The 24,746-nt window shown below is 36.2% G+C and carries 22 protein-coding genes and 1 pseudogene; 19 read left to right on the forward strand and 4 right to left on the reverse strand.

The window, feature by feature from the left end:
• The first annotated feature begins 43 nt into the window (after positions 1-43).
• The 6 genes from DKL56_RS01385 to DKL56_RS01410 all read left to right on the forward strand — a co-directional run bounded on the left by DKL56_RS01385 (position 44) and on the right by DKL56_RS01410 (position 4,790).
• Entirely contained in the window at positions 44-760 is a 717-nt protein-coding gene (locus tag DKL56_RS01385) for a GntR family transcriptional regulator (protein ID WP_109715143.1), read from the forward strand.
• Between the two features lie 30 nt (positions 761-790).
• The gene (locus DKL56_RS01390) at positions 791-1,954 is read left to right on the forward strand and encodes an SIS domain-containing protein (protein WP_109715144.1); all 1,164 of its coding nucleotides are present in this window, start codon (positions 791-793) and stop codon (positions 1,952-1,954) included.
• Positions 1,955-2,105: 151 nt separating this feature from the next.
• Complete coding sequence (locus DKL56_RS01395; RefSeq protein WP_109715145.1) at positions 2,106-2,594, forward strand: PTS sugar transporter subunit IIB; 489 nt, start codon at positions 2,106-2,108, stop codon at positions 2,592-2,594.
• Positions 2,595-2,604: 10 nt separating this feature from the next.
• On the forward strand, positions 2,605-3,519 hold the full coding sequence (locus DKL56_RS01400) for a PTS mannose/fructose/sorbose/N-acetylgalactosamine transporter subunit IIC (RefSeq protein ID WP_109715146.1): 915 nt from the start codon (positions 2,605-2,607) through the stop codon (positions 3,517-3,519).
• A complete protein-coding gene (locus DKL56_RS01405) occupies positions 3,506-4,324 on the forward strand; it encodes a PTS system mannose/fructose/sorbose family transporter subunit IID (RefSeq protein ID WP_109715147.1) in 819 nt (272 codons plus the stop codon). Before DKL56_RS01400 ends, DKL56_RS01405 begins: the two co-directional genes overlap by 14 nt.
• Positions 4,325-4,388: 64 nt before the next feature.
• A complete protein-coding gene (locus DKL56_RS01410; RefSeq protein ID WP_109715148.1) occupies positions 4,389-4,790 on the forward strand; it encodes a PTS sugar transporter subunit IIA in 402 nt (133 codons plus the stop codon).
• A 55-nt stretch (positions 4,791-4,845) separates the two neighbouring features.
• Here DKL56_RS01410 and DKL56_RS01415 read toward each other — a convergent pair whose 3' ends face one another.
• A complete protein-coding gene (locus DKL56_RS01415) occupies positions 4,846-6,864 on the reverse strand; it encodes a hypothetical protein (protein WP_109715149.1) in 2,019 nt (672 codons plus the stop codon).
• A 594-nt stretch (positions 6,865-7,458) separates the two neighbouring features.
• On the opposite strand from DKL56_RS01415, the pseudogene DKL56_RS07965 reads away from it, so the two are divergent.
• The 3 genes and pseudogenes from DKL56_RS07965 to DKL56_RS01425 form a co-directional block, all read left to right on the forward strand.
• Positions 7,459-9,198 (forward strand): annotated as a pseudogene (locus DKL56_RS07965) (TIM-barrel domain-containing protein); the annotation flags it as partial.
• 15 nt (positions 9,199-9,213) lie between these two features.
• Complete coding sequence (locus DKL56_RS07970; RefSeq protein ID WP_420812400.1) at positions 9,214-10,035, forward strand: DUF5110 domain-containing protein; 822 nt, start codon at positions 9,214-9,216, stop codon at positions 10,033-10,035.
• Positions 10,036-10,210: 175 nt separating this feature from the next.
• Positions 10,211-11,203: a tagatose 1,6-diphosphate aldolase gene (locus DKL56_RS01425; RefSeq protein WP_109715151.1), complete on the forward strand. Its 993-nt coding sequence runs from the start codon at positions 10,211-10,213 to the stop codon at positions 11,201-11,203.
• Between the two features lie 249 nt (positions 11,204-11,452).
• On the opposite strand, the gene DKL56_RS01430 is transcribed toward DKL56_RS01425, so the two are convergent.
• Both DKL56_RS01430 and DKL56_RS01435 read right to left on the reverse strand, forming a co-directional pair.
• Positions 11,453-12,613: an SLAP domain-containing protein gene (locus DKL56_RS01430; RefSeq protein ID WP_109715152.1), complete on the reverse strand. Its 1,161-nt coding sequence runs from the start codon at positions 12,611-12,613 to the stop codon at positions 11,453-11,455.
• Positions 12,614-12,871: 258 nt separating this feature from the next.
• Positions 12,872-13,633, reverse strand: coding sequence for a MurR/RpiR family transcriptional regulator (locus tag DKL56_RS01435; protein ID WP_109715153.1), 762 nt, complete (start codon positions 13,631-13,633; stop codon positions 12,872-12,874).
• Between the two features lie 118 nt (positions 13,634-13,751).
• Between DKL56_RS01435 and pfkB the strand changes: the two genes are divergently transcribed.
• The 3 genes from pfkB (at position 13,752) to apf (ending at position 17,842) form a co-directional block, all read left to right on the forward strand.
• On the forward strand, positions 13,752-14,684 hold the full coding sequence (gene pfkB, locus DKL56_RS01440; protein WP_109715154.1) for a 1-phosphofructokinase: 933 nt from the start codon (positions 13,752-13,754) through the stop codon (positions 14,682-14,684).
• Entirely contained in the window at positions 14,684-16,585 is a 1,902-nt protein-coding gene (locus tag DKL56_RS01445) for a fructose-specific PTS transporter subunit EIIC (protein WP_109716018.1), read from the forward strand. The genes pfkB and DKL56_RS01445 overlap by 1 nt, the downstream gene beginning before the upstream one ends.
• A gap of 594 nt (positions 16,586-17,179) precedes the next feature.
• Positions 17,180-17,842, forward strand: coding sequence for an aggregation-promoting factor (gene apf / locus DKL56_RS01455; RefSeq protein ID WP_109715156.1), 663 nt, complete (start codon positions 17,180-17,182; stop codon positions 17,840-17,842).
• A gap of 81 nt (positions 17,843-17,923) precedes the next feature.
• Here the strand turns inward: apf and DKL56_RS01460 are convergent, their stop codons facing one another.
• Positions 17,924-18,643 (reverse strand): GntR family transcriptional regulator, encoded by a 720-nt coding sequence (locus DKL56_RS01460; protein ID WP_074426355.1) that lies wholly within the window; start codon positions 18,641-18,643, stop codon positions 17,924-17,926.
• A gap of 184 nt (positions 18,644-18,827) precedes the next feature.
• On the opposite strand from DKL56_RS01460, the gene DKL56_RS01465 reads away from it, so the two are divergent.
• The 7 genes from DKL56_RS01465 to DKL56_RS01495 all read left to right on the forward strand — a co-directional run bounded on the left by DKL56_RS01465 (position 18,828) and on the right by DKL56_RS01495 (position 24,742).
• On the forward strand, positions 18,828-19,823 hold the full coding sequence (locus DKL56_RS01465) for a sugar isomerase (RefSeq protein WP_109715157.1): 996 nt from the start codon (positions 18,828-18,830) through the stop codon (positions 19,821-19,823).
• Between the two features lie 257 nt (positions 19,824-20,080).
• Positions 20,081-20,503, forward strand: a complete 423-nt coding sequence (locus DKL56_RS01470) for a PTS sugar transporter subunit IIA (protein WP_109715158.1) — start codon at positions 20,081-20,083, stop codon at positions 20,501-20,503.
• Complete coding sequence (locus DKL56_RS01475) at positions 20,500-20,970, forward strand: PTS sugar transporter subunit IIB (RefSeq protein ID WP_046306099.1); 471 nt, start codon at positions 20,500-20,502, stop codon at positions 20,968-20,970. The genes DKL56_RS01470 and DKL56_RS01475 overlap by 4 nt, the downstream gene beginning before the upstream one ends.
• A gap of 17 nt (positions 20,971-20,987) precedes the next feature.
• Entirely contained in the window at positions 20,988-21,776 is a 789-nt protein-coding gene (locus DKL56_RS01480) for a PTS mannose/fructose/sorbose/N-acetylgalactosamine transporter subunit IIC (protein ID WP_046306101.1), read from the forward strand.
• 9 nt (positions 21,777-21,785) lie between these two features.
• Positions 21,786-22,622, forward strand: a complete 837-nt coding sequence (locus DKL56_RS01485) for a PTS system mannose/fructose/sorbose family transporter subunit IID (protein ID WP_109715159.1) — start codon at positions 21,786-21,788, stop codon at positions 22,620-22,622.
• Positions 22,623-22,676: 54 nt separating this feature from the next.
• On the forward strand, positions 22,677-23,654 hold the full coding sequence (locus DKL56_RS01490; protein WP_109715160.1) for an SIS domain-containing protein: 978 nt from the start codon (positions 22,677-22,679) through the stop codon (positions 23,652-23,654).
• 110 nt (positions 23,655-23,764) lie between these two features.
• Complete coding sequence (locus DKL56_RS01495; protein ID WP_109715161.1) at positions 23,765-24,742, forward strand: SIS domain-containing protein; 978 nt, start codon at positions 23,765-23,767, stop codon at positions 24,740-24,742.
• Positions 24,743-24,746: the final 4 nt, after the last annotated feature.

Consider the following 24,746-nt stretch of genomic DNA (forward strand, 5'->3'; position numbering starts at 1 on the left):
CTTTAAGTGGTATCAACCAGTTAAAGAGAAAGGGAGTGTGTTAATGCAAAAACCACTTTACCGGCAGGTCATTCGAGATTTAGAAAACCAAATTAGACAAATGAAGCCTAATGAAAAATTGCCTAGCGAACGCCAATTATTAGTAAAGTATAGCGTTAGTCGAAATACGATTAGGCTTGCTTTACAGGATTTGGAAGAGCGCGGGCTAATTTACCGTCTCCATGGCAAAGGGACTTTCGTTTCAAGTAACTTTTTAAGTCAACCCAATATCGGCGGGATGTACTCGTTTACTGAAGAACTTAAAAAAATTGGGCAGAAGGCCTCAACGCAAAATCAAAGTTTGTCGCTAATCGTTCCTGACGAACATATTGCCACACAGCTAAATATGGCTTCGACTGAAAAGGCATATAAATTAGTCCGCTTACGATTAGCTAATAATCAACCACGAATTTTTAGCACATCTTATTTACCAGAAAAATTATTTCCTGGACTTGAACTGTCAGACTTAAATGACAAACCTCTATATGATGTAATGAAGGAAAAGTATGATCAGATAAGTGTGATGGCTTTTGAAGATGTCCAAGCAGTTTGTCTTAACCAAGAAGAAAGTGAAAACTTGGAGGAAAAAGTCGGATCGCCTAGTTTAAAAATTTTCCGAAAAACAATTAATGATAAAAATGTGCCAATTGAATTCACAATTTCGTTAGCGCGAGGCGATAAATTTGTTTATCGGTCAAGACAATATAACGATTTATTTTAATATTTATAACAACTAAGGAAGGCTAAAAAAATGTTTACTAAAACTGATGAAGAATTAACAAAAATGGGTGCAAAGATCACAACACGTGAAATTGAACAACAACCAAAATTATGGCAAGAAACCTGGTCAATATATCAGAATAATAAAGCAAAAATAACTGACTTTTTAAATCAAGTTCAAAATCAATGGGGCAAAGTAAGAGTGATTTTCACAGGTGCAGGAACTAGTGCATACGTAGGAAACATGATAATGCCTTATTTACAAAATAATGGCGATCGGACTAAGTACAATTTTGAGGCAATTGATACAACCAAAATAGTTTCTACACCAGAAGATTATTTAGAAGAACAGACTCCGACTATCTTGGTATCATTTGCCCGTAGTGGTAACTCACCTGAATCAGTCGCAACTGTTGAATTAGCTAAAAAACTAGTCAAAAATTTGGCCCAGATTGCAATAACTTGTGCACCTGAGGGACAGTTAGCTCAAGACTTAAAAGATGATGCTAATGGATTAGTAATATTGATGCCAGAGAAATCTCTTGATCAAGGATTTGCGATGACTGGATCATTTTCTTGCATGAGCCTAATGGCACTACTTGTTTTCGATACTTTAGCAGATGATCGTAAGGAAAAAATAATAGGTCAAATTGCACATATGGGTCAAAGTGTTATCGAACGAGAAGATGAAATTCAGACTTTGGTTAATACTGACTTTAACCGTATTGCCTATATTGGAAGTGGATGTTTAGGCGGATTAGCAGAAGAGACACGACTCAAGATTCTAGAGCTAACTGCTGGCGAAGTAGCAGCATTATTTGATACTTCAATGGGCTTACGTCATGGTCCAAAGTCATTTTTAGATAAGAAAACCATTGTTTTTGATTTTGTATCTAACAACACATATACAAGACAATATGACTTAGACATTTTAAATGAAATTAAAGACGACCAAATTGTTCCATTAGTAATGGCAGTTGGACAAGAAAAAGACGGTCAAAACTTTTCAGGAAGGGCATTTACCTTTAGTGATGAAGAGCTGTTACCTGATGCTTACTTGGCACTACCAGATGTAATGTTTGGTCAAACAATCGCCTTATTAACTTCAATTAAAGTTAATAATAAACCTGATACACCATCACCAACAGGTACGGTTAACCGTGTGGTCAAGGGTGTAACAATTCATGAATTCTAGTTTTAGAGAATCATTACTATATAAAATATTTTTATAAGTAAACTTTTTATCAGGAGCATATTGACAAAAAGTGGTTGGTACCTTAACATGAAACTGTGAAAGCGTTTTAATAAATATTTAGATTTCCTTATAAAGATATGGAGGAAGAAATATGAATATTGTGGGGGCAAGAGTCGATGAACGCTTAGTTCATGGTCAAGTTGCTAATCTTTGGACACCAAATTTGCAAGTAGAGCGAATTATTGTACTTGATGAAAAAGCGGCACAGGACGACATTCAAAAAAGCGGTCTAAGGATGGCAACACCAATGACTACAAGATTAAGTGTTTTACCAACTGAAGTAGCTGCTGATCACTTAAAGAAGAATCGCTATGGCAATCAGAGATTGTTTCTTGTTGCAAAAAGGCCAGATAAGTTTCTTGATCTTCTTAATTTAGGAGTTGATCTCGATACAATCAATGTTGGTAATATGTCAAAACAAGATGATACTACTGAGTTAACTAAACAGGTTAACATCAATGCCGATGAAGCTCAGACTTTCAGAGAAATCGCCAATAAGGGCGTTAAGTTGATTGCACAGCTCAATCCTAGTGTTGATGCTCGCGACTTGATGAAATTAATTGATGAAAAAATGAAGTAGGAGGAAGAAAATGGCTTGGTGGCAAATATTACTGCTTACTTTGTATGCAGGATTAGAAATTTTAGACGAACTACAAGTTTATTCAGCATTGAATACACCAGTTGGTGCCGGCTTAATTGCCGGTATTATCATGGGCGATTTGCCAACGGGATTATTCATTGGTGCTTCAATGCAATTAACCGTTTTAGGAATCGGTACTTTTGGTGGAGCATCAAAGATTGATGCAACGACTGGTACAGTCTTAGCAACAGCCTTTTCTACCACTGTTAAAGGAATGAGTCCACAAACGGCTATTTCTTCAATTGCTGTTCCGGTTGCTGCAATTATGATTGAATTGGATATTTTAGCTAGATTTGCAAATACCTATTTCTCTCACAGAATTGATCACTTAATTGATCAAGATAAGATCAACTATAAAGCAGTTGAACGAAATGTTTTATATGGTGCAATTCCTTGGTCCTTATCTCGTGCAGTCCCAGTCTTTATTGCTTTAGCCTTTGGACGTGGCCTTGTACAAACCATCGCCAATGCACTAAATGGTGATTTATTATGGCTAGGTAATGGATTAGCAGTTGCTGGTGCTACTTTACCAGCTGTTGGTTTTGCAGTTTTATTGCGTTATCTACCAGTTAAAAAGCATGTCGCATACTTGATTTTGGGCTTCACGGTTACCACATTGTTCTCAGTTCTCTTTAGCAGTATTCAAGCTCTTGGAACTGGCCTATCTCAAGTTAATAAAGGCTTTACTTCAATTTTCAATGGTTTACCAATGCTTGCAATTGCAATGCTAGGACTAGCTCTTGCAATTTTGCACTATAAGAGCATCCCACTTACAAAGGGTGCTGTCCAAACTACTGAAAAACAGAGTAACAATGCAAATTCTGATTCTGACGATGAAGGAGAGATTACTGATGACGAACTCTAAACCTAAATATAAATTGACGGATCAAGATTTCAATCAGATTAACCGAAGATCACTCTTTGGCTTTCAACTAGGTTGGAATTATGAAAAAATGCAGAACAGTGGCTATCTTTACACGATTTTGCCACAATTACGTAAAATTTATGGTGATGATACACCTGAATTACGTGAAATGATGAAGACGCATATGCAGTTCTTCAACACTTCTAATTTCTTTAATACGATTATCACAGGCTTGGATCTTGCCGTTGAAGAGAATGAAGGAATTGAAGGTAAGGATACTGTAACTGGTATTAAAGTTGGTTTAATGGGCTCATTTGCAGCCATCGGTGACTCGATTTTTGCATCATTAATTCCAACTATCTTTGGTGCCTTGGCAGCTTCAATGGCTACACAAGGAAATCCAATTGGAGTAATCATTTGGGTCGTTGCATGTTTGTTAATCTGTGTCTTCCGTTGGAAGCAACTTCGCTTTGCCTATGGTAAGGGTGTCTCACTTGTTACTGACATGAGAGATCAGCTTAATGCCTTAACCGATTCAGCAACTGTACTAGGTGTCTTCATGGTTGGCGCATTAGTTGCAACGATGGTTAACATTAAATTTGCTTGGGTACCACAAATTGGTAAGGTAACAATGAATATTCAAAATAATTTGGATATGATTATTCCTAAGTTATTACCAGCTGCGGTTGTGGGCTTTGTATACTGGATGCTTGGTAAGAAGGGTATGACTTCAACTAAAGCAATCTTTATTGTTTTAATACTTTGTGTCATTCTAGGTGGTCTTGGAATTGTTACAAAGATATAATAGAATATAGTGACAGTTACTAAGACATCTTAAATGATTTGATTATTAAATAGAGAGATAAAGTATGGCAGAAAAAGAGTTAATTTTAATTAGTCATGGAACCATGGCAGAAGGTGTGAAAACCAGTGCCGAACTGATTATGGGTGAACAAGAGCACTTGCACACAGTTTGTTTACTACCGTCAGAAGGTCCAGATGATTTTAAACAAAAGTTTGAAGAGCAAATTTCAGGAATGAATGCTGAAGACATTACAGTTTTTGCAGATTTGATGGGTGGTACTCCAGCTAATGTAGTAAGTAGAATGATCATGAGTGGCCAAAATATCCATTTGGTTTCAGGAATGAATTTACCACTTGTAATCGAATGGCTTAACAGTCAAATGAACGGAACAGAATCCGATTTGATTACAGCGGGTAAAGCAGGAATTGTTGATGTTACTGAAATGTTAGCCAACATGAAAAAATAAAATTTGCCAAGTTAAAAGCCTAGTTCTTATTAAAGAACTAGGCTTTTTAGTTGGATTAAAAACATAACTGAATTGTTTCTAAGGGACTAAGTGGTTCGTCAATTGTAGCAATGTCATGTTCAATGTGAATTTGAACTTGCTTTCTTTCCAACTTATTACCACGTTTTCTGATGATGGTAACTATGTCATTTGGAAGAGGTGCGGCTAGATGCCAATTAATTTGTTGGTAGCCATCTAAGGTAAAGTTAGATAGCCATGCGGCTGTACGATCTTCTTGTACAAGTAATTTAACGTTTGGCATTTCCACTAAATAGTCGGCTGGACAAATGCTATTTATCATTTGCTGTAATAGACCCTGTTTATACGTTGTGAATTGTGCTTCCCAACCATGAGCAGGATCTTGATCTATCGGCAAGATAAGAATGTGGTCATCAACTATTGCCATTACATTACCAAGCTTTTCATCAAGTGAGTTATATGCATAAGACCAAATGCTGACATTACTATTCGGCTGATATTCCAACTTTAAGTAACTACCAGTTTGTTGCAGCATAGTGATTCGTGGGTTATCGACACCTTCAACAGTATGACCATCTGCTTGTTCAAACACTTGGTAATTTGACCTATGAGGGTGCCATTCAGCTTTTTTGATATGTAATAAACTACCTAAGCCACGATCAAGCAATACTTGGATACTCTCACCATCGAGAAGAACATGATTGTTTGCAATTAAGTCCGAGATTTGCGTATTCGTTAAATTGCGGAGCAGTTGTCCCGAAATTGCAAGAGTTTCACCTGTCAAACGGCTATTTGTTGTAAGTGGAAAAATTGTTGTGGCGAAACTAAATGATCCCAAGAGACTTGCCCAATTTTTTTCGTGAGGTAAGAGCTCTTGGATGTCTTTACCTGTCGTTGTTTGTATGTGATAGCTTGAGTCTTGATCTACTAAGATTTTGATACCACTTAAATGGTCAATTGGCAGACGGTTTTCTACTAATTGGTTAACGAATGGTTTGATTTCCGCAAGCATTTCTGCATATTGCCAACTATTATTAATACCATTTCCCATCATATCGAAAAGGTTTAATAAAATTCCTTGACTGCCTATTAAAGCAGTGGAAATGATTTGGAACTTAGTAAATGACAGTGATTTAACCAGCGGTGAGTACATATAGCTTTCTAGCTCAGGATATAGCTCTGCATTTTCACCTAGAAAAGCGGCAGTTATTCGTGTGTACTCTTCAAAGGCGCGCCCGTACTGCAATGGAGCCACTTCATTGTATGCAGGTAAATGGGGACGTGCAATTTTTGGATGTCCTGCTCCTGCTTGGGCTGAGAATAACTTATTCCAGTCGCGTCCTTCTAGGGCATGCCAGTCAGGATAGGAGGTCATTTGTGCCAAATCAGTTTCTGGACTAACTTGATGAACTGCCTGTTCAATTAGATGCTCGGTTTCAATCATTTCAATTCGTGCTTGATCTAAATAAACTTTTCGCTCAAGTGTCGGTTCCCCTGGCTGCAAAAGTTTGGCAACAAATTCTGAGCGCGTTTCTTCATGTGGTAACTTCTGATTATAAAGTTGCATGTGATAATCACAAAAGCACATTAATTTTAGCGGTGAGTGGTTATAGTGACGAAAATCATCTTCTAGCCAGAGGCGGCGAGGATGAATACTGGCATATTGTGCATATGTTTCGGCTAAGTACTGCCGCCATTTTGGATTGGCTGGGCAAGCCATGTCTTTAGCCTTATTACCGTCAAGATCAACAAAAGTGTTAAAACCAATTTCAGGATTAACATGATAGCCGCGATCTGAATGCATAATTGTTGTCCAAGGATTCAGACTTGTAGTAACGCCAATCTCCGCTAGCTCTTTCTGCAATGGTTTAATTGCATCAAGCCAGCGCTCGGTCTCATTTCTAGTCAAATGACTGTGGTTCATTTCCTCACCGTTAATGAAAAACGCAACGTCGTCAATTTGCCCTTTTTTTACAAAATCAATTAGTTTCTGATCTTTAGCTGGAGTATTTGACCGTGGGTCCAGCATGTATCGTAGTGTATAAATAAAGCTCATAATTTCATTCCTAATAATAAAAACTGCTAAATTATTTAAACTTATCATAGCAGTTATTGATGAAATAGAACATTAGTTAAAAAAATATTAATCATTTTTAAACTATGCTATCGGTGAAAAGAAGCTAGCCGGAAAAAATTTATGCCTTGCAATCTAAATAAGTGGTTGGACCTTTAATTCACAACTATCTATTTATCTGACATTTAAAATAGCTTATAATAACTTTTGTTAATATTTTTTAATAAAAATCAAATATTTGTTAATTAGCGTGATAATTACGCGCAATTGACTTGTTAAATGAAAACCTTAAAAACTATCAGTTTATAGGAGGAAAGAGCAATTAATCAGCAGAAAGAAACCGAGCAGGTAAAAGAAGTTAAAACATTAAAACTACAAGCAATTGCAAGTGTTGAAAAACAGTGTGATTATTTTGAAATTAAATATGTAGGTGGCTTAGTAGGACGCCTATATTTGATTGATGCAACTACGTTCCGCTACTATGTTGATCCATTGAAAAAATTTCAAGAGCCGGAACAGTCTGAAGAAGGGCTACACGCACAAATCTTTGTTAAAGATGTTTACGGTTATGCAGGGATGAATGAAGCTAGTTTAAAAGAAACTGCAAACGGCTGGCAAATTTCAACTGGAGTAATTGAGATTTGCTTCAAGCGAGCACCGGCAGTAATGTCTGTGAACAAAAATGGTCAAACTATCCTAGAAGAAGCAGAGCCACTTGAACTGACTAATGTAAAAACAACACAGACTTTGGCTAATCATAGTGCAAGCTATTTTGGTGGTGGTACACAAAATGGACGATTTAATTTAACGGGTGAAAAGATCGAAATCGTCAATACTGGTAACTGGGTTGATCAAGGTGTAGCTTCTCCAAGTCCATTTTATTGGTCCAATGCAGGCTATGGCGTCATTCGTAACACCTATAAGCCAGGCCACTACGATTTTTCTAATATAGATAGTCAGGAAATAACTATCAATCATGAAGAAGAGCGTTTTGATGCAGTTTACTTCTTTGCGGACACTGCATATGGATTACTTCATGAGTATCATCAATTAACTGGTCAGCCGATTTTAATGCCAATCTTTGGTTTTTATGAAGCTCACTTGAATGCATATAACCGTGACTATTGGGTTGAAGTGAAGCCAGATGAAAAAGGTGCAATTAAATATCCAGATGGCAAATACTATCGTGAGTATTTGCCTAAGGACTTGCCAGCAGAACTAAAGCCGCAGTCAATTAGAGAGACTTTGAATGGGGAGCATGGCGGGGTAACGTATCAATTCAGTGCACGAGCAATGCTAGAACAATATCTTGAACATGATATGCCGCTAGGCTGGTTTTTACCAAATGATGGTTATGGGGCTGGTTACGGGCAAACAGATACATTAGAAGGAAACTTGACCAATCTGGCGGAATTTATTAAGTTTGCCAACGCTAAAGGGGTTCAAGTAGGGTTATGGACGCAACAAAACTTATCTCCAGTTGATCCTGAACATCCGAAGCCAGATGATCGTGACTTTGAAAAAGAGCTTGTTGCTGGTGTAACTGCATTGAAAACTGATGAAGCTTGGGTTGGTAATGGTTATTCATTAGGTTTAAACGCTACTCAAAGCACAGCTAAGATGGTTGAAAAAATAAAAGGAGATCAGCTCCGTCCATTTATTCTCACGCTTGATGGCTGGGTGGGTACCCAGAACACAGGTGCTGTTTGGACTGGGGATGAAGTTGGTGGAGAATGGGAGTATATTCGCTTCCAAATCCCAACGTATATCGGCGAAGGACTTTCCGGTCAGCCAAATGTTGCCTCTGATATGGATGGCATCTTTGGTGGCGAGCATCCAATTATTAACACTAGAGACTATCAATGGAAAACATATACGCCAATTGAACTTAACATGGATGGTTGGGGCAAAAATCCTAAGAATCCTTTTGTTTTTGGTGGTATCACAACTAAACTTAATCGAGCATACTTGAAACAAAAATCAATGATGCTTCCTTATAGTTACAGTATTGCGGCTCAAGCTTCCTTTGAGAGTAAGCCAATGATTCGTGCAATGTTTTTAGAATATCCAGAAGTTCCCGAATACCACACTAATTTAGTTAGGTATCAATATCTCTGGGGACCTAGTTTCCTGGTAGCACCAATTTACCAGAATACAGCAAGTGATAAAGATGGTAATGACGTACGTAATGAAATCTACGTACCTGATACTGAGCAAATTTGGATTGACTATTATACAGGTCAAGAATATCAAGGCGGACAAGTTATCAATAACTTTGATGCGCCTTTGTGGAAATTGCCTGTCTTTGTTAAAGCTGGGGCAATTATTCCGATGGCACCTGCAACGAATACACCGCGCGACTATCTGGAACTAAAGAAACAACGACAAATAGTGTTTTATCCTGCTGGTGACACCAATTTCACGCTTTATGAAGATGACGGTATTTCGGCTAAATATCAAAAGGGTGAGTATGCCCAAACAAGAATAACAAGTCAATTGGCCGATAATAATTTGACAATCAAGCTTGAAAGAACTCAGGGTGGGTACGAAGGATTTGATCCTGAAAAAGTAACTGAACTAGATATTAGAACTAAGAAAGCTCCTGTAGCTATTGAAGTGAAGGTTGGAAATGATGAGGTTCAGCTAACTGAGGTAAGTAGTATAGAAGAATTTGAAAAGCAAGCTAATTGTTTTTATTTTGACCAACACTATTTAACTAATCCATATTTGAAAGAATTCGATCCAAAGCTTGAACAGTCCTTTTTAAGAATAAAAATTGGTCAGGTTGATGTTGTTCAAACTAATTTAACAGTAAATATTACTGGGATTGATGACACTCCTGTTGCCGTTAATAAGATTCCAACAGCAAATGATACTGTGGCTATTCCAGTGGAACTTAAGCAAGATGAGACCCAAACAACTGACACTGCTATTAGTGTTTTGTGGGAACCAGTTCTTCGTAGTGAGAGTTATCAACTAAAAATTGATCACCTTTTATACACTAACATCAAAAAGCCACAGTTCACTTTGAATAGTTTAAAACCCGACACCCTACACGAATTTCAGGTACGTGTTGTAACTGAAAAGGGTGTATCTGCTTGGAGTCCAAAGGTTAACTTTAAGACAAAAATACAAGTTGAAAAAGAGAAATAATTTTTGAACTAAAAAGAAATATTTTCAGTAAATCAGACATTTTATAGAAAATATTTTCAAAATACTCCACATACTTGGAAACCTTTACAAATATGTTAGCGCTTCTTTAAAACGGCATTGTATCGGTATATAATAACAGTGTGCGATTAAAGAAAATACTAAAAGGAGACATATAATGAGAACAATTTCTGCGGCAGTTGCCAAACATATGGAAAATTTGTCAACAACTGATGGGGTAATTAGCGCTTTAGCAATTGACCAACGTGGTTCACTTAAACAAATGTTGGCAGATGCTGCTAACAAGCCAGCTGATGAAACAACAATTGTTGATTTTAAAAAGGCAGTTTCAAGTGAATTAACGCCATATGCTTCGTCGATTTTGACAGATCCAGAATACGGTTTACCAGCAACGAAAGTAAGAGATAAGAATTGTGGTTTACTGCTTTCATATGAAAAAACAGGATATGACACAACAGAGCCTGGTAGAATGCCTGACCTTATTGCTAATCAATCTGGTTTGCGTATCAAAAATGAAGGCGGAGATGCAATTAAGTTTTTAGTTTATTATGATCCAGATGAAGGTCAGGAAATTAATGATAAAAAACAAGCCTTTGTTGAGCGTGTTGGTGCAGAGGCAAGAGCAAATGAATTGCCATTCTTTTTAGAAGTCTTAACCTACGATGCAAGTATTGCAGATGCCAAAAGTGAAGAATTTGTAAAAGTTAAGGCTAACAAAGTTATTGAGACAATGAAAGAATTTTCAAAACCTCAATATGATGTAACTGTATTGAAGGTAGAAATACCTTTTAATATTAAGTATGTTGAAGGCTTCAATGGCTCTAACAATGTTGTTTACACTCAGCAAGAGGCAAAGGACTTATTAAAAGAGCAGTCTGAAGCAACAGACTTGCCATATATCTTCCTGTCTGCTGGAGTAACCAGTGAAGAATTTATTGCCGAAATTAAAATGGCTGAGGAAGCTGGCGCTGACTTTAATGGTGTTTTATGTGGACGTGCTACTTGGAAACCATCTATTGAACCATTTGCTGGCGAAAGTGAAGAAGCAGGTCGAAAGTGGCTATCGACAAAGGGTAAAGAAAACATTGAAAATCTTAATGCAGCTCTCAAAGGTGCAAAATCTTGGCGTGAAAAGTTAAGCGTTGAATAATAGCTTTAATGTTTGAAATTAATTAACTGAATATACTTTTTATACTATTGCTGTATTGAAAAATATAGCAATAGTTTTTTGTTTTTATCTTACCGGTACTATCTGCTAATTATTAATTCGTACTTGTTAAATTAGTTTCAATAGATCTGCAGCTGTAGATCTATCTCTCTCAGCTGTTGTTTAAAGAACAGATTTTTTTACACATAAAAAGGCACTGTTTTTGAGTAATGCCTTTTGCTTTTTTACATATTAATTTTGGTTATAGTAATCTATCCATTCTTGGCTGCTACCTGTTACTTCAATAAACACTAATCCAACACAAGAGGAATTTCCGTCCCAGTAATAGTTTAATCCTAAAGAACCGTATGATAATTTATCGTCTTTGCCTAAAATGGTTCTGTTGTAGTAATCATCATTTTTTAGACTTTCAAAGATTTCAGTTGCTACATGCTCAGGATTTCGATCTTTTATATTGAAAACGGCTGGAGCCCCTAAGTAGTTTCCATAATACTTATAGTTATCAACCGAGCGTATTGCGTTCATTCCTTTGGATGTCAAAGTTGGCAGATACTTTTTAATATCCGCACTATTAATATCATCCGCATAGATAAACATGTTATCTGTTGTTGATGAAACTTTTTTGATAAAGGAATCTAATTCCAAATTAGACTTATATGCAGGATAGCCTTTTTCTACACGATACGCTTGTATTTTCTCCCATAAATGGTTTTTTACTTGGGCTAGTTGGCTGTCACTAAAATATACTGCATATCCTAGTTTATCATTGCTATTTGCAAGTAAACTTCTAACTTCTTCTGGTGTCGGCTTATCACTTCGCTCTGATAGCCCTGTGTCAATTTTGTCAGTGGAATTACTGGTCTTATCTTTTTCAGTATTAGTTGTAGTACCACTACTCTTAGCAGTAGAAGCTAAAATATACTGATTATTCCCAAGTTTGTAGAATAAATATCCTTTAATATTAGTAGTGCCATATGCGACTTTTTGTGTGCCGGCAGAAATAAGTTTACCTGTCGATACAAATTTGCTATTGAAAATCATAGCAGGCTTAGTCAGTGTTATTTGAAACTCGTTGTTTGCTTTTCCTTGGTTTGAAGTAGCAGTTGCATTAGCTGATTTAATATACCGTGTCTTCGACAAACAGTAGTATTTTTTACCTTTTATATTTATTGTGCCGCGCGTAGTGAAGACTTGCCCTTTTTTCAAACTTTTACCGTGTTTTCTTACACCGCGCTTAGTATATACATATGCGTTGTGCTTGAGCTGCACCATTGTGGTAGCAGCATTTGCTGTTTGCGTGAGAGAAGCTGGGCTTTGTTTACTATTCAAGCTAATTCCTAATAATGCAATGCCAAGAAGAATAGCTATATACTTTTTTCTTTTAGTTTTCATTTTTAAATTCCTTAAGATGGTATTTTATAATTTGATAGATCCTGTGTTTATAATACATTATGGCAAAATTAAGGTAAAGTCGGTCACTAGTCTGTAGACGGTTATCTTTTTTATGACTTAAAATTCTAATACATAAAAGGCATTCTCCAAACTAATATTTGGAAAATGCCTTTTTGCTTGAATTTTTAGTTTTTCTGACAAGATACAACTGACCATTAAGTTAAATGAGTTAGGTAAATTTAAGCATAGCTGTGATTGCTACTTACTTTTATAAAAATTAGTTCGAACAGAATATGCATCACTAAAGATACGCGTCATGATCTGTAGTGGCAAGCGTGATCTGACCTCATATTCAGGGAAATAATTTGTTTTTGACTGGTAGCCGATAAATGAAAGCGTTGAATAGTGACTAATACTGCCATTTGAATTCGTCGAGAAAGTTAAAATTGGAATATCGTTTTTGTTTAAAATTTTAGCTGCAGCAACCAATTCTTCAGTTTCACCGTTGAGGGTAATAAAAATCACTAACGAGTCAGGTTTAATTTTTTTAGCAATTGTTTTGATGATATTGGGATCCGAATGGAATTCACAGTACTTACCGGTAAGCTGAAGCTTTACCATCATCTCATTTGCGATTGATTCTGATAAGCCGCGAGCAAAAATATAGACTAATTTAGCTTGTTTAGTCATTGAAATACTGTCTTCAAGCGTACTATAGCTCAAATTATGGAGTGTATTGTTCATTTCAATTTCGTTTTTAGTAATCACACTACGGATTTTATCGTCTGCGTCATTGAGAACACTAAAAGAAGAGGAGGAGTTACTCTTGAGCTTTAATGATTCACGATAGGACGTATAACCACTGTATCCCATTTTTTGCATTGTTCTGACAATTGTAGCTGTAGAGACATGAGCAAATTGGCTTAACTTAACAATCGACATTTTCGCAATCTTATCAGGATTGTTTTCTACAATATTCCACAAATGTAGTTCAGCAGAACTTAATTCTCTTGATGACATTCTTTTACCCCTTTTGTAAATGTTTTTCTACTTATTCAAGTAAACGCTATCATTATTGAAAATCGTTACACTCTATAGCCTATATAATAATCCAAAAGGTGGTAAAGGAGAGAATACTTTGATATACACAATAACTTTAAATCCGGCAATTGATTTAGTAATTGTAACCAAAAAATTAGAGCCTAAGGTTGTTAATCGAACTGAGCGATTTGAATTGCAACCTAATGGTAAAGGTGTCAACGTTTCATTTGTTTTAAAGAAACTAAATATTGACAGTATTGCAACAGGAATAGGTGGTGGTTTCACATTAGATTATGTTACATCGGGATTAGAAGATAGTGGGATTAAGGCCAACTTCTATAAAGTTGATGAACCAACTAGGGTTAATGTTTTTACTAATGTAATTGATCAAAATACTGAATATAAAGAGGTTAATCCAGGTCCCATAATTAGTCAAGCTGTCCAAGAAAAGTTTTTGAACTACTTGGATTCTAGCGTTCATAAAAACGACATGATTGTAATTTCTGGAAGTTTTTCCAGGGGAATTGAACCTAACTTTTTAGTTAAGATTGCTCAAATTGCAGAAAAAAATGCAGTCAAATTAGTAATTGATTGTAGCTACCTGGCAGTTTTGGATACATTAAAGTTTCATCCATTTTTGCTTAAACCAAATGATGATGAACTTGCCACTTTTTTTAATTATCACGGTGAGATGACACAAGAAAAGATAATCGAGCTTGCACAAAGATTAATTAGCCTGGGGTGTCAGAATGTCCTGGTTTCACTAGGAGCACAAGGGGCTGCGTTAGTTAATGAAAACACTGTACTTTATGCTAATGCACCTAAAATCAAGTTAGTGAATTCAGCTTGTGCAGGTGATACGATGCTTGGAACATTTATTGGATTATTATCCAAGGGCAAATCAGCTAAAGAAGCTCTTAAAACAGCAGTTGCTGCAGGTAGTGATACAGCTAGCAGATTGGGATTAACCAATTTTGAACTAGATGAGTTATTGCCACAAATTACAGTTAGAGAAGGGAAGACTGAATGATGACTAAATATGACTTGGTGGGAGCAACTGGTTGTGCAACCGGTGTTGCCCATACTTTTATGGCTGAGGAAGCTTTAGAAAAAGCTGCTCAAAAGCTGGGATATACAATTAAAATTGAAACGCACGGTCAGACTGGTGTTGAAAACAAATTATCACCAGAAGAAATCAAGGATGCCAAGGCAGTCATAATTGCTTCTGATATAGATGTTGGAACAGATCGTTTTGCTGGAAAAAGGCTAGTTATGGTGCCAGTTGCACGAGGTGTAAAAGATCCAGATGCACTAGTGAAGAAGGCTCTAACAGCGCCTATTTATAAAGAAGGGCAGACGGCCAAAGGAGAAAACGAAGCTAGTGCGACACAAACGCAGAATTTCGGCAATAAGATTTATACTTCATTAATGAATGGTGTTTCTCACATGTTACCGTTCGTGGTAGCAGGCGGTGTCTTAACAGCTATTTCCTTTTTCTGGGGAATTGACTCTGCTAACCCGAAAAGTAGTGAGTATAATCAAATTGCTGCAATGCTAAATACGGTCGGTGGTACCACGATGAACCTGATGGCACCAGTTTTGGGAGCTTACATAGCTGAAGCCTTTACACAAAGAACTGGTTTCGTAGTGGGACTAGCAGCTGGATTTGTGACCTTTAATGGAGGTGGCGGATTTTTAGGAGCAATTGTAGCAGGTTACTTGGCTGCAATCGTTGTTACGCTATTACAAAAGTTATTTAAGCCATTGCCCGACAATAAATTTAGAGGCTTAAAGTCAATCTTCTTACTTCCTGTCCTTGGCGTTTTAATCACTGGTTCAATTATGTTTATGTTGAATACCCCAATTAAGGTAATTAACGTTGGTTTAATGAACTGGCTTAGAGGATTTGAAAATACTAATCCTGCATTATTGGGGATTATTATCGGTGTAATGTGTGCATCTGACTTCGGTGGCCCGATTAACAAGGCAGCATATGTTACTGGAACAGTCCTTTTAGCACAAGGAAATTATTATTTCATGGCTGGTGTTTCAGCTGCTTGTATTGCACCACCTTTGGCAACAGGTTTTGCAGTTCTATTTAACCCTAAAGCATATTCAAATAGTGAAAGAGCTGCGGGTTATGTTAACTTTTTGTTAGGTTCAACTCACATTACAGAAGGTGCTATTCCATTTGCAGCTAAACATCCGCTTTGGAATATACCTGCATTTATGATTGGTTCTGCAATCGCTTCGGTTCTAACTTATATTACACGTATCACGGTTCCTGCACCTCATGGTGGTTTTATTGTTTTACCTTTAGTTAATAAACCATTTCTATGGGTTCTATGGATATTAATTGGTTCAGTTGTTTCTGGAGCTCTTTTAGCACTAATTGCTGGTAGGTTTGCCAAAAAAGAGCAATTTGCAACTGAGAATGTCACAGCTAGTGTCTCAAATAATGGTGAAGTAAGTGCTGATGAATCATTTGATCCTAGTGAAATTCTTGAACTAAAAAACATTCAAGTTAATGTTGACGTTGCAAGTCGTAATGACGCTTTACACTATTTAGCTGACTTTGCTGAAAAAAATGGTTTAGCAAATGATAGTGAAAAAGTATATGACAGTTATCTTAATCGTGAAAAGGAGGGTTCAACAGGAATGACTGATGGTTTTGCAATACCTCATGCCCAGTCTTCTGCAATTACCAAGTCCTCGATGATTGTTCTCAAACTCAAAAATCCAGTTGAGTGGCAATCACTAGATGGTCAAAAAATTGATACAGTTATCTCTTTCCTAATTCCACAGGTAGATAGTAATGCCCATTTACAGTACTTATCAAACACAGCTAAGCTTTTAACCCATCAGGAATTTATTACTCAGCTCAAGAATGCTAAATCACCTGATGAAATTATGGCACTGTTTAAAAATTAGCAAATAAAAAATCCTAACTTCTTAATAAGTTAGGATTTTTCTTTATTTGATTAATCCGTAATCTTTTTTGCCTCATCGAGAGCCTTCATAATAGAAGGATTTTTTGAATGGCAATCTTTAATCATTTGGATATCTTCGTCACTCAATGTAACAGTATATTTGCTCATGATTATTGTCCTTTCTGCAAAAAACTTATCTTAACTATAGCACTTTTAGTGCTAAATTTAATTAATAATGGCGAAAAAACCAGAGATAGCACCGATAAAATAGCGATTGTTATTTTTCAATCTTGTTTCAAAAGCGACCTAAAAAAAGCCTAATTGCTAAATACAAACATTCGTTCTTGTAAATAGCAAATATAAGTAAATCTAGCATTATAAGTGGTTTTCACACATTTACTAATTCGGAAAAATTCTATTACAAATGTGACAAGTATTTTTATTTGGGTAATTATTTCTTAAAAAGCGAGTGATACTTCTGTTATGGTTCTGCAATTTTTAGGATGTAGGATATAGAACATCAAAGCGAAAGTCACTTTTGTGCTTTCAATTTGAGATAGAAAAAAGATCGGGTTTTTTATAAGGAGAGATTTTTTTGAAGGTAAAATCTATCTTGGCTAAAACAGCAGCAGTAGCAGCAATGTCAATTTCTGGTGTAGCATTAATGAACAGCACCAATACAGACACGGTTCAAGCTGCAACAGTAGAAAATGATGCAGAAGTTGTAACTGTAAATTATGTAGATGGCAATTCTATCCGCGTTTGGAACAGCTACAAGCATCCTGAAGCTACTGGACAAATTTTGCCAAGTAATTCTTCCTGGAAAGTTATTAAAACTGCTTATGACAAAGATGGTCATAAATGGTACGACTTAGGTAAGAATCAATGGGTAAAAGCTAAATACGTTAACAAAGGCTACTACCCAGAGAATGCTTCAAGTCAAGAAGCAGTAGTTGCAGATGATAATTCGGCTAATGCGGAAGATACAAGTGTAAACTACAGCGCAAATGCGCAAAATTATGGAAGTCCAGCCGGTTCAGAATCTGAAGCTAAGGCATGGATTGCAAGTCGGGAATCCGGCGGCTCATACAGTGCACAAAATGGCCAATATATTGGCAAATATCAACTATCAGCTTCCTACCTTAATGGAGATTACTCCGCTGCTAACCAAGAACGTGTTGCCAATAATTATGTTGCGCAACGTTATGGGTCATGGGCAGCCGCTAAGGCATTCTGGCAAGCAAATGGCTGGTACTAATAATTCCGCTAAAAATATAAATAACAATTTAACAAAAAAGAAGAGCTAGTTTAATTACTAGCTCTTTTTTTGTATTTGAAATTAATGGTCAATTGCATAGGTCAGCTTATCACTACGAAGTATTTGTGAGGTGATGTGTAAAGGTTGGCCCTTTTCGTCATAAACAAAGTCTTTGATTAGCATTAAAGGTGAGTTCTGGTCAACATTAAGTAGAACTGATTCTTCCTTAGTTGCAAATGCTATTTTAAAGGTCTTTCTGCCAGTACTAGGTATTGTTGAAAATTGTTCCTTCAACAACTGATATAAAGGACGATTAAGGTCAGCGCTTTTTAGTTGATCAAATTTTGGTGGCAACCAAATCCACTCAAGGCAAAAAGGTACATCATCAATATAACGAAGTCGATTGATTGCAATCAATTGTTCTGTATCCCCTAAATGGAAAAAAGCTCGTTGTTCATCGTTGCCATGAGTGAGTTCTACACTAATTAGGCGTGTTGACATGTTTTTACCAGCACGTTCAACACTATCAGTTAGACTAGAAAATTGATGCTTTTTTGTTTTGACCTCGTTTCTGTTGTCAGAAACATATGTACCTTTTCCAGGTAATTTAATCAAAATGTTTTGATCTGTGAGCAATTTTAACGCTTTACGGACTGTAGTACGGCTGACGGCAAATTCTTCACGTAATTCTGCTTCTGAAGGGATGCTACTGCCAACTTGATATTGCTGGTTACTAATACGCTCTTTAATAATATTTGCCAAACTAACATAAAGTGGTAAATGCTCTGCTTTTTTTAACATAAATACCTGTCCTTAAATTTTACTTTCTCTAATTATAGCAAAAAGCCTTTAAAATAAACATCTTTCCAACTTTATGTCTTCAAGTTTGAATACCTGTATCAAAATATTAGCTTTACTTTTTAAATAAAGCGCTTTATTATGAAGTTAGTTAGATACATGTATCATTTTTTAAAGGAGAAAATACATGAAAGTACAAGAAGAAGTTTCGCAAATAGTCAAGCGAGCAGTTGACAGACTAGAAAAGCAAGGTGGGGTTAAACAAGTAGTCTGGATTGGAGCAGGTGGCTCATTTGGCGGTTTTTATGGTGCACACTATTTCATGCAACAAGAATCCAGTCAGTTGTATTCAACAATGTGCACGAGCGGAGAATGCATTTATGCTGCTCCAAAGAATATTGATAAAAATACTTTGGTAGTACTTTGCTCTATGAGAGGAACAACTGAAACAATCGAAGCCGCAAAAGTTGCACGAGATTCTGGCGCGACAACAATTGCTCTGTATGTTGATGAATCAGAACTTGTAGAAGTAACAGATTTCAAAATTAAATATGAGAGTTTGGCGCTGGATGAAAGTAGACTAGACCGAGTAAACGGTAGTATTGGTCTTTGCATAGCAATGAACGTGCTTAATGAAGTAGAAGGCTATGAAAACTATGATCTGGCAATGAATTCATTTGATTTGCTGGATCCAATTTATCGTAAGGCAGTTGAATATACTACGCCACTGGCTAAAGAGTGGGCGGAACTAAATAAAAATCAGAAAACAATATATGTAATCGCAAGTGGACCAGCACTTGGTGCGGCTTATGTTTTCTCAATTTGCAATTTAGAAGAAATGCTGCAACTAGATTCACCAACTGTACACAGCTATGAGTACTTTAATGGTCCGTTTGAAGTTACCGACAAAAATAGATCGATTTTTCAATTATTGGCTACTGGAAAAACCAGACCTGAAGATGAAAGAGCTCTAAGGTTTGAGCAAAGATTCGGTGGGAAGAAGCTATATGTTTTGGACGGCAAAGAAATAGGTTTAGATGATCTTAAGCCGGAAGTATCACCGTATTTTAACCACTCAATTTTCTCGTCAATTCTTAATAACGTATATATGCGTGAATTATCGTATACAACTCATGAAAGCTATGAGACACGCAGATATATGTGGAAAGAAGAATACAAATAATTAACTTGTTCAAAATACTGGTTGACACTAAATCTTACTAAAACTATGTGCACAAAGATAATAACTCAAAATTAAAATTATCATATAAAACAAATGATAACGCTTTAAACTGAAAATAATACAAAAATAATTTAATTATTTTCAAATAAAGCCTTTACAGAAATTGGGCGATATAATATTATACATGTGTACGTGTTAATACATCTTATATTTATGGGGAGTTGTATAACATTGTCCATGATTAGGGGTGAAAGAAAGTGAAAATAATTTTAGTTAGCCATGGAAAATTGGCAAAAGGTATGAAAGACACAGTTGAAATGATTGCCGGTCAGCAAGAAAACCTTGAAGCATATGAAGCTTATGAAAATGGGACCAGTGATGACAGTTTTATCAATGATCTTAAGAACTCTCTTACTTTAAGCAAGAACGACGACGTGATTATCGTAACGGATGTTTTAGGTGGATCAGTTAATAATGAGGCCACACAATTATTGAAGGATTATCCGAACTTAACAATTCTAACTGGAATGAATTTACCTCTGATTATTACATTAGTTACAACAGTCAATTCTGGAATTTCAGATGAAAAGGTTTCAGAAGCGATTGATGAAGGAAAGAAAGGAGTTTTGTCTGTTAATAAGTTAATGACTGAAGATGATGATGAAGGAGATTTATTATGATTAAAGTAATAAGAGTTGATCACAGATTACTACACGGTCAAGTTGTATTTTCTTGGACAAAGTTTGCCAATATTGAGCGAGTTATTGTCATTGATACTGCAACCGCAAACGATGATTTTAAGAAAATGTCATTGAAATTGGCTAAACCTGAGGATATTAAATTGAACGTGTTTAGTGTTGACGCAGCAATTGAAAAAATTGATCGAATTAAAGCGCTCGACGATAACATTATGTTGCTTTTTGAAAATGTAACAGAACTGAGTAAATTTATTGATGCTTATGGTCCAGTTGAAGAAATTAACTATGGCTTGATTCCTTCAAAAGATGGAGCTAAAAGATTTAGCAATGCAATTTACTTGTTGCCTGAGGAAGTTGAATTAACTAAGAAAATGTGCGACCAAGGTATCAAGATTTCAATGCAACAGGTCCCTTCGTCTAATAAGGAACTTCTAAATAATCTTATTTAGAAAGAAAGGTATTAAAAATGTTTTGGAAAGCGTTAATTGTCGGACTAATTGGTGTATTTGCCATGTTCGACTCCAGATTATTAGGACGTGAAAACTTTGAACAGCCACTGATTGTTAGTACTTTAGTAGGGCTAGCCTTAGGTGACCCAGCGAAAGGATTAATGGTTGGTGCAACCTTGCAATTGGTTTCAATGGGAATCGTTGCTGTAGGTGCAGCTACACCACCAGATATGGTGTTAGGTTCAGTTGTTGCTTCGGCTTTCGCGATTTTGTCAAACACGAGTGCTCAAGCAGCGTTAACAGTTGCTTTACCAGTTGCCGTATTAGGTCAAATGATTGGTATTGTTGTTAGAATGCTGTTTTCTTCCTTTAACCAGTTGGCAAATAAAGCAATCGATGCTGGTAAATTCAAGAAAGCTCGTAGTTACCACATTGTATACGGTCCAATTATTTATGCTCTGCTCTACTTTGTGCCAATCTTCTTGGCAATTTTCTTAGGAACAAATGCAGTTTCGAGCTTCGTCAAATTGATTCCAGCTTGGTTAACAAATGGTTTGACCCTAGCAAGTAAGATTTTGCCAGCATATGGATTTGCACTATTAATGTCAACGATGATTGATAAGAAAAATGCAGTTTACCTATTTCTTGGTTTCTTCATTGCCGCATACGGCAAGATGTCAGTAATCAGTGTTGCAATTTTTGCAGTTATTTTAGTTGTTATCCTAAACAAGTTTATGTCTGGAAATGACAATAATAACTCTCAACCATCATCCAGTGACAGCTTAGATGACTTAGAAGAATTATAGGAGACAAAAATGGCTGAACAAAAACATACAGATAAACAATTACGTCATAAGTTCTCGCAATTCTTTTGGAGAGCATGGGCAATTCAGACTTCATGGAACTATGAAAGTCAAATGAATATGGGTTTTATGTACGGTATGGCACCAACAATTGATGAGATTTATGGTGAAAATCCTGACACTCCAGAAAAATTGCAGAAGAAAAAGGATGCATACCATCGTCACATGGCCTTCTTCAACTGTACGCCACAGTTAACCTCATTTGTTTTGGGATTATCGTCGGCGATGGAAGAAGAGTATGCAGCTAACCCAGATACTTTTGATCCTGAATCAATTAACAGTGTTAAGACTTCATTGATGGGACCATTGTCAGGAATTGGTGATTCACTCTTTCAAGGGACGATTAAAATTATTGCTTTTGGTTTAGGAATCAACATGGCACAACAGGGTAACCTGTTTGGCCCAATCTTGGCAATGATTATCTCCATTATCCCTTCAGCAATAGTTACTTACTGGGGTGGTAAGTGGGGTTACCTACAAGGTAAGAAGAACATTCAAAAATTGATTAGTAACGGTACAATCAACCGAATCATGTCATTAATGAATGTGATTGGATTAATGGTTATTGGAGCGATGATTGCGACAATGATTGGAATTACAACTCCAATTAAGTTTGGCAAGAGTTTTGTTTTACAGACTACATTGGATTCAATCTTCCCGCAAATGCTTCCATTAGCCTTTACATTCGGCATGTTTTACCTAATCAAAAAGAAGGTAAATACTGCTTGGATTATGGTCATCTGTATTGTGGGCGGTATCCTACTTAGTGTATTGGGGATATTTAGTTAATTTATTGGTAATTAGTAATTTTAGAGAATAATATTTAAGGAGAAAAAATTTATTATGGATTTTGGAAAAGTTAAAGCAATTGTTGAAGACATTAAGTCAAAGCAACCAGAAATTGATCGTGTAATGTTCGTTGGTTGTGGTGCCTCAATGGCAGATTTGTATCCTGGCTATTACTTTGTTGCTCATGAGAGTACTAAGTTATTGTCATCAATTCAAACTGCTAATGAATTTAATTACGACACGCCAAAAGGAGTAGGTGACCACACTATCGTTATCACAGCTTCTTTAGGTGGTAGCACACCAGAGTCAGTTGCTGCAACTAAGAAGGCTAGAGAACTTGGTGCCCATGTTGTAACTTTGTCAATGGCTGAAGATTCACCAATCATTAAAGAAACTGAATACAAAGTTGTTCACGGTTTCCAAGAAAACTATGCTGCTAAGACTGAAAAGATGACATATTGCTTGGCTTTGGCAATTGAAATTGTTAAAGAATTTGAAGGCTATGAATTTTACGATGAAGCCTTAGCTGCCTTTGATGGCATGCCAGACTTGATTCAAAATGCAGTTAAATCAGTTGGTCCAGCTGCTAAAGAATTTGGTGAAAAGTACAAAGATGAGAAGACAATTTATGTGTTGAGTAGTGGTGCTTCACTTGGTGTTGCATATTCAACTGCTTCATTCCTCTTCATGGAAATGCAATGGATTGCAGCTCCAACTGTTCACTCTGGTGAATACTTCCACGGCCCATTTGAATTAACAGAGCAAGATGCACCATACTTGTTATTTATGAATGATGGTAAGACACGTCATTTAGATGCTAGAGCATTAACCTTCTTACAAAGATTTGATGCACAAATCACAAATATTGACGCTAAAGACTACGGCTTAAACGAAATTGCTAGTGAAAATGTCATTGATTACTTTAACCCAATGATTCACACAGGTGTAATGCGTGTCTTTGCTGAAGAATTAGCTAAGGCAAGAAAGCACCCATTAACTAAGCGTCGCTACATGTGGAAACTTACTTATTAATTAAAACAATAATTATCGAAAAGGATCCTATTTTAAAAATAGAATCCTTTTTTCTTTTCTAAGGGTTTAATACTTATCCTACAGTTAATAAAATGAGAGGACATTTTAAGATGGAAAATAATAAGGTAAACGAAGCTGTCAAACTGGCAGCAAATCATCATCAAGGAAAAATAACCAGTATTTACTTTACTGCATGTGGTGGTTCGCTTGTTGATTTTTATGTTTCGAAGTATTTTTTAGAAGCAGAATCCAAAACAATAACTACTGGTTGGTATAATGCAAGTGAATTCGTAAATGTTCCACCGGCAAAGTTGGGTGAAGATTCGATTGTATTTATTTGCTCGCACAGTGGTAATACAGCTGAAACGGTGGAAGCAGCCAAAATTGCTCAAGAAAAAGGTGCATTTACAATTGGTTTGACTTTTAATAAAAATGCTAATTTACTGAAATATTCGAATGCTAAAATTATTTATGAATGGGGTAATGAGGAAGAAGTCGTCAATAACCCGATGGCAATTACACTAGATGCAACAGTAAAACTGCTACAAAACTTTGAAGACTATCAATATGCTGCCGATTTTGACAAAGGTTTTAAGAAGATTGATACTGTGATTTCAAGAGCAATCAGACAGGTACAACCGAGAACAAAGAAGTTTGCACAAGTTTATCAAAATGAGACAATGTTTTATGTTTTGGGAAGTGGACCGTCTTTCGGACATGCATATGGATTCTCTATCTGTTCGTTAATGGAAATGCAATGGTTAAACTCTTCTGCCATTCATTCTGGTGAATATTTCCATGGCCCTTTCGAAGTTACTGATAAGAATCTTCCTTATATTTTATTAAAAAGTTTAGGTAGAACGCGTGTATTAGATGAACGTGCCGAACGCTTTTTAGCAAAGTATGCACAAAAAGTAGAAGTTGTTGATGCTAAAGAACTTGGTTTGGATTTAATTGACGATAAAGTTTCAGAGTACTTTAGTCCAATTTTGTTTTATACTGTTCTATGTGAATATAGAGCTAAATTAGCTGTTGTCCATGATCATTCATTAGACGTAAGAAGATACATGGGCAAGGTGGAATATTGATAAT

The sequence above is a fragment of the Lactobacillus apis genome (genome assembly GCF_003150935.1).
Taxonomy (GTDB): Bacteria; Bacillota; Bacilli; order Lactobacillales; family Lactobacillaceae; genus Lactobacillus; species Lactobacillus apis.

Coding starts and splice junctions, on each gene's coding strand:
- DKL56_RS01385 (WP_109715143.1), top strand. CDS start 44: ATGCAAAAACCACTTTACCGGCAGGTCATTCGAGATTTAGAAAACCAA.
- DKL56_RS01390 (WP_109715144.1), top strand. CDS start 791: ATGTTTACTAAAACTGATGAAGAATTAACAAAAATGGGTGCAAAGATC.
- DKL56_RS01395 (WP_109715145.1), top strand. CDS start 2,106: ATGAATATTGTGGGGGCAAGAGTCGATGAACGCTTAGTTCATGGTCAA.
- DKL56_RS01400 (WP_109715146.1), top strand. CDS start 2,605: ATGGCTTGGTGGCAAATATTACTGCTTACTTTGTATGCAGGATTAGAA.
- DKL56_RS01405 (WP_109715147.1), top strand. CDS start 3,506: ATGACGAACTCTAAACCTAAATATAAATTGACGGATCAAGATTTCAAT.
- DKL56_RS01410 (WP_109715148.1), top strand. CDS start 4,389: ATGGCAGAAAAAGAGTTAATTTTAATTAGTCATGGAACCATGGCAGAA.
- DKL56_RS01415 (WP_109715149.1), bottom strand. CDS start 6,864: ATGAGCTTTATTTATACACTACGATACATGCTGGACCCACGGTCAAAT.
- DKL56_RS07970 (WP_420812400.1), top strand. CDS start 9,214: ATGGCACCTGCAACGAATACACCGCGCGACTATCTGGAACTAAAGAAA.
- DKL56_RS01425 (WP_109715151.1), top strand. CDS start 10,211: ATGAGAACAATTTCTGCGGCAGTTGCCAAACATATGGAAAATTTGTCA.
- DKL56_RS01430 (WP_109715152.1), bottom strand. CDS start 12,613: ATGAAAACTAAAAGAAAAAAGTATATAGCTATTCTTCTTGGCATTGCA.
- DKL56_RS01435 (WP_109715153.1), bottom strand. CDS start 13,633: ATGTCATCAAGAGAATTAAGTTCTGCTGAACTACATTTGTGGAATATT.
- DKL56_RS01445 (WP_109716018.1), top strand. CDS start 14,684: ATGACTAAATATGACTTGGTGGGAGCAACTGGTTGTGCAACCGGTGTT.
- DKL56_RS01460 (WP_074426355.1), bottom strand. CDS start 18,643: ATGTTAAAAAAAGCAGAGCATTTACCACTTTATGTTAGTTTGGCAAAT.
- DKL56_RS01465 (WP_109715157.1), top strand. CDS start 18,828: ATGAAAGTACAAGAAGAAGTTTCGCAAATAGTCAAGCGAGCAGTTGAC.
- DKL56_RS01475 (WP_046306099.1), top strand. CDS start 20,500: ATGATTAAAGTAATAAGAGTTGATCACAGATTACTACACGGTCAAGTT.
- DKL56_RS01480 (WP_046306101.1), top strand. CDS start 20,988: ATGTTTTGGAAAGCGTTAATTGTCGGACTAATTGGTGTATTTGCCATG.
- DKL56_RS01485 (WP_109715159.1), top strand. CDS start 21,786: ATGGCTGAACAAAAACATACAGATAAACAATTACGTCATAAGTTCTCG.
- DKL56_RS01490 (WP_109715160.1), top strand. CDS start 22,677: ATGGATTTTGGAAAAGTTAAAGCAATTGTTGAAGACATTAAGTCAAAG.
- DKL56_RS01495 (WP_109715161.1), top strand. CDS start 23,765: ATGGAAAATAATAAGGTAAACGAAGCTGTCAAACTGGCAGCAAATCAT.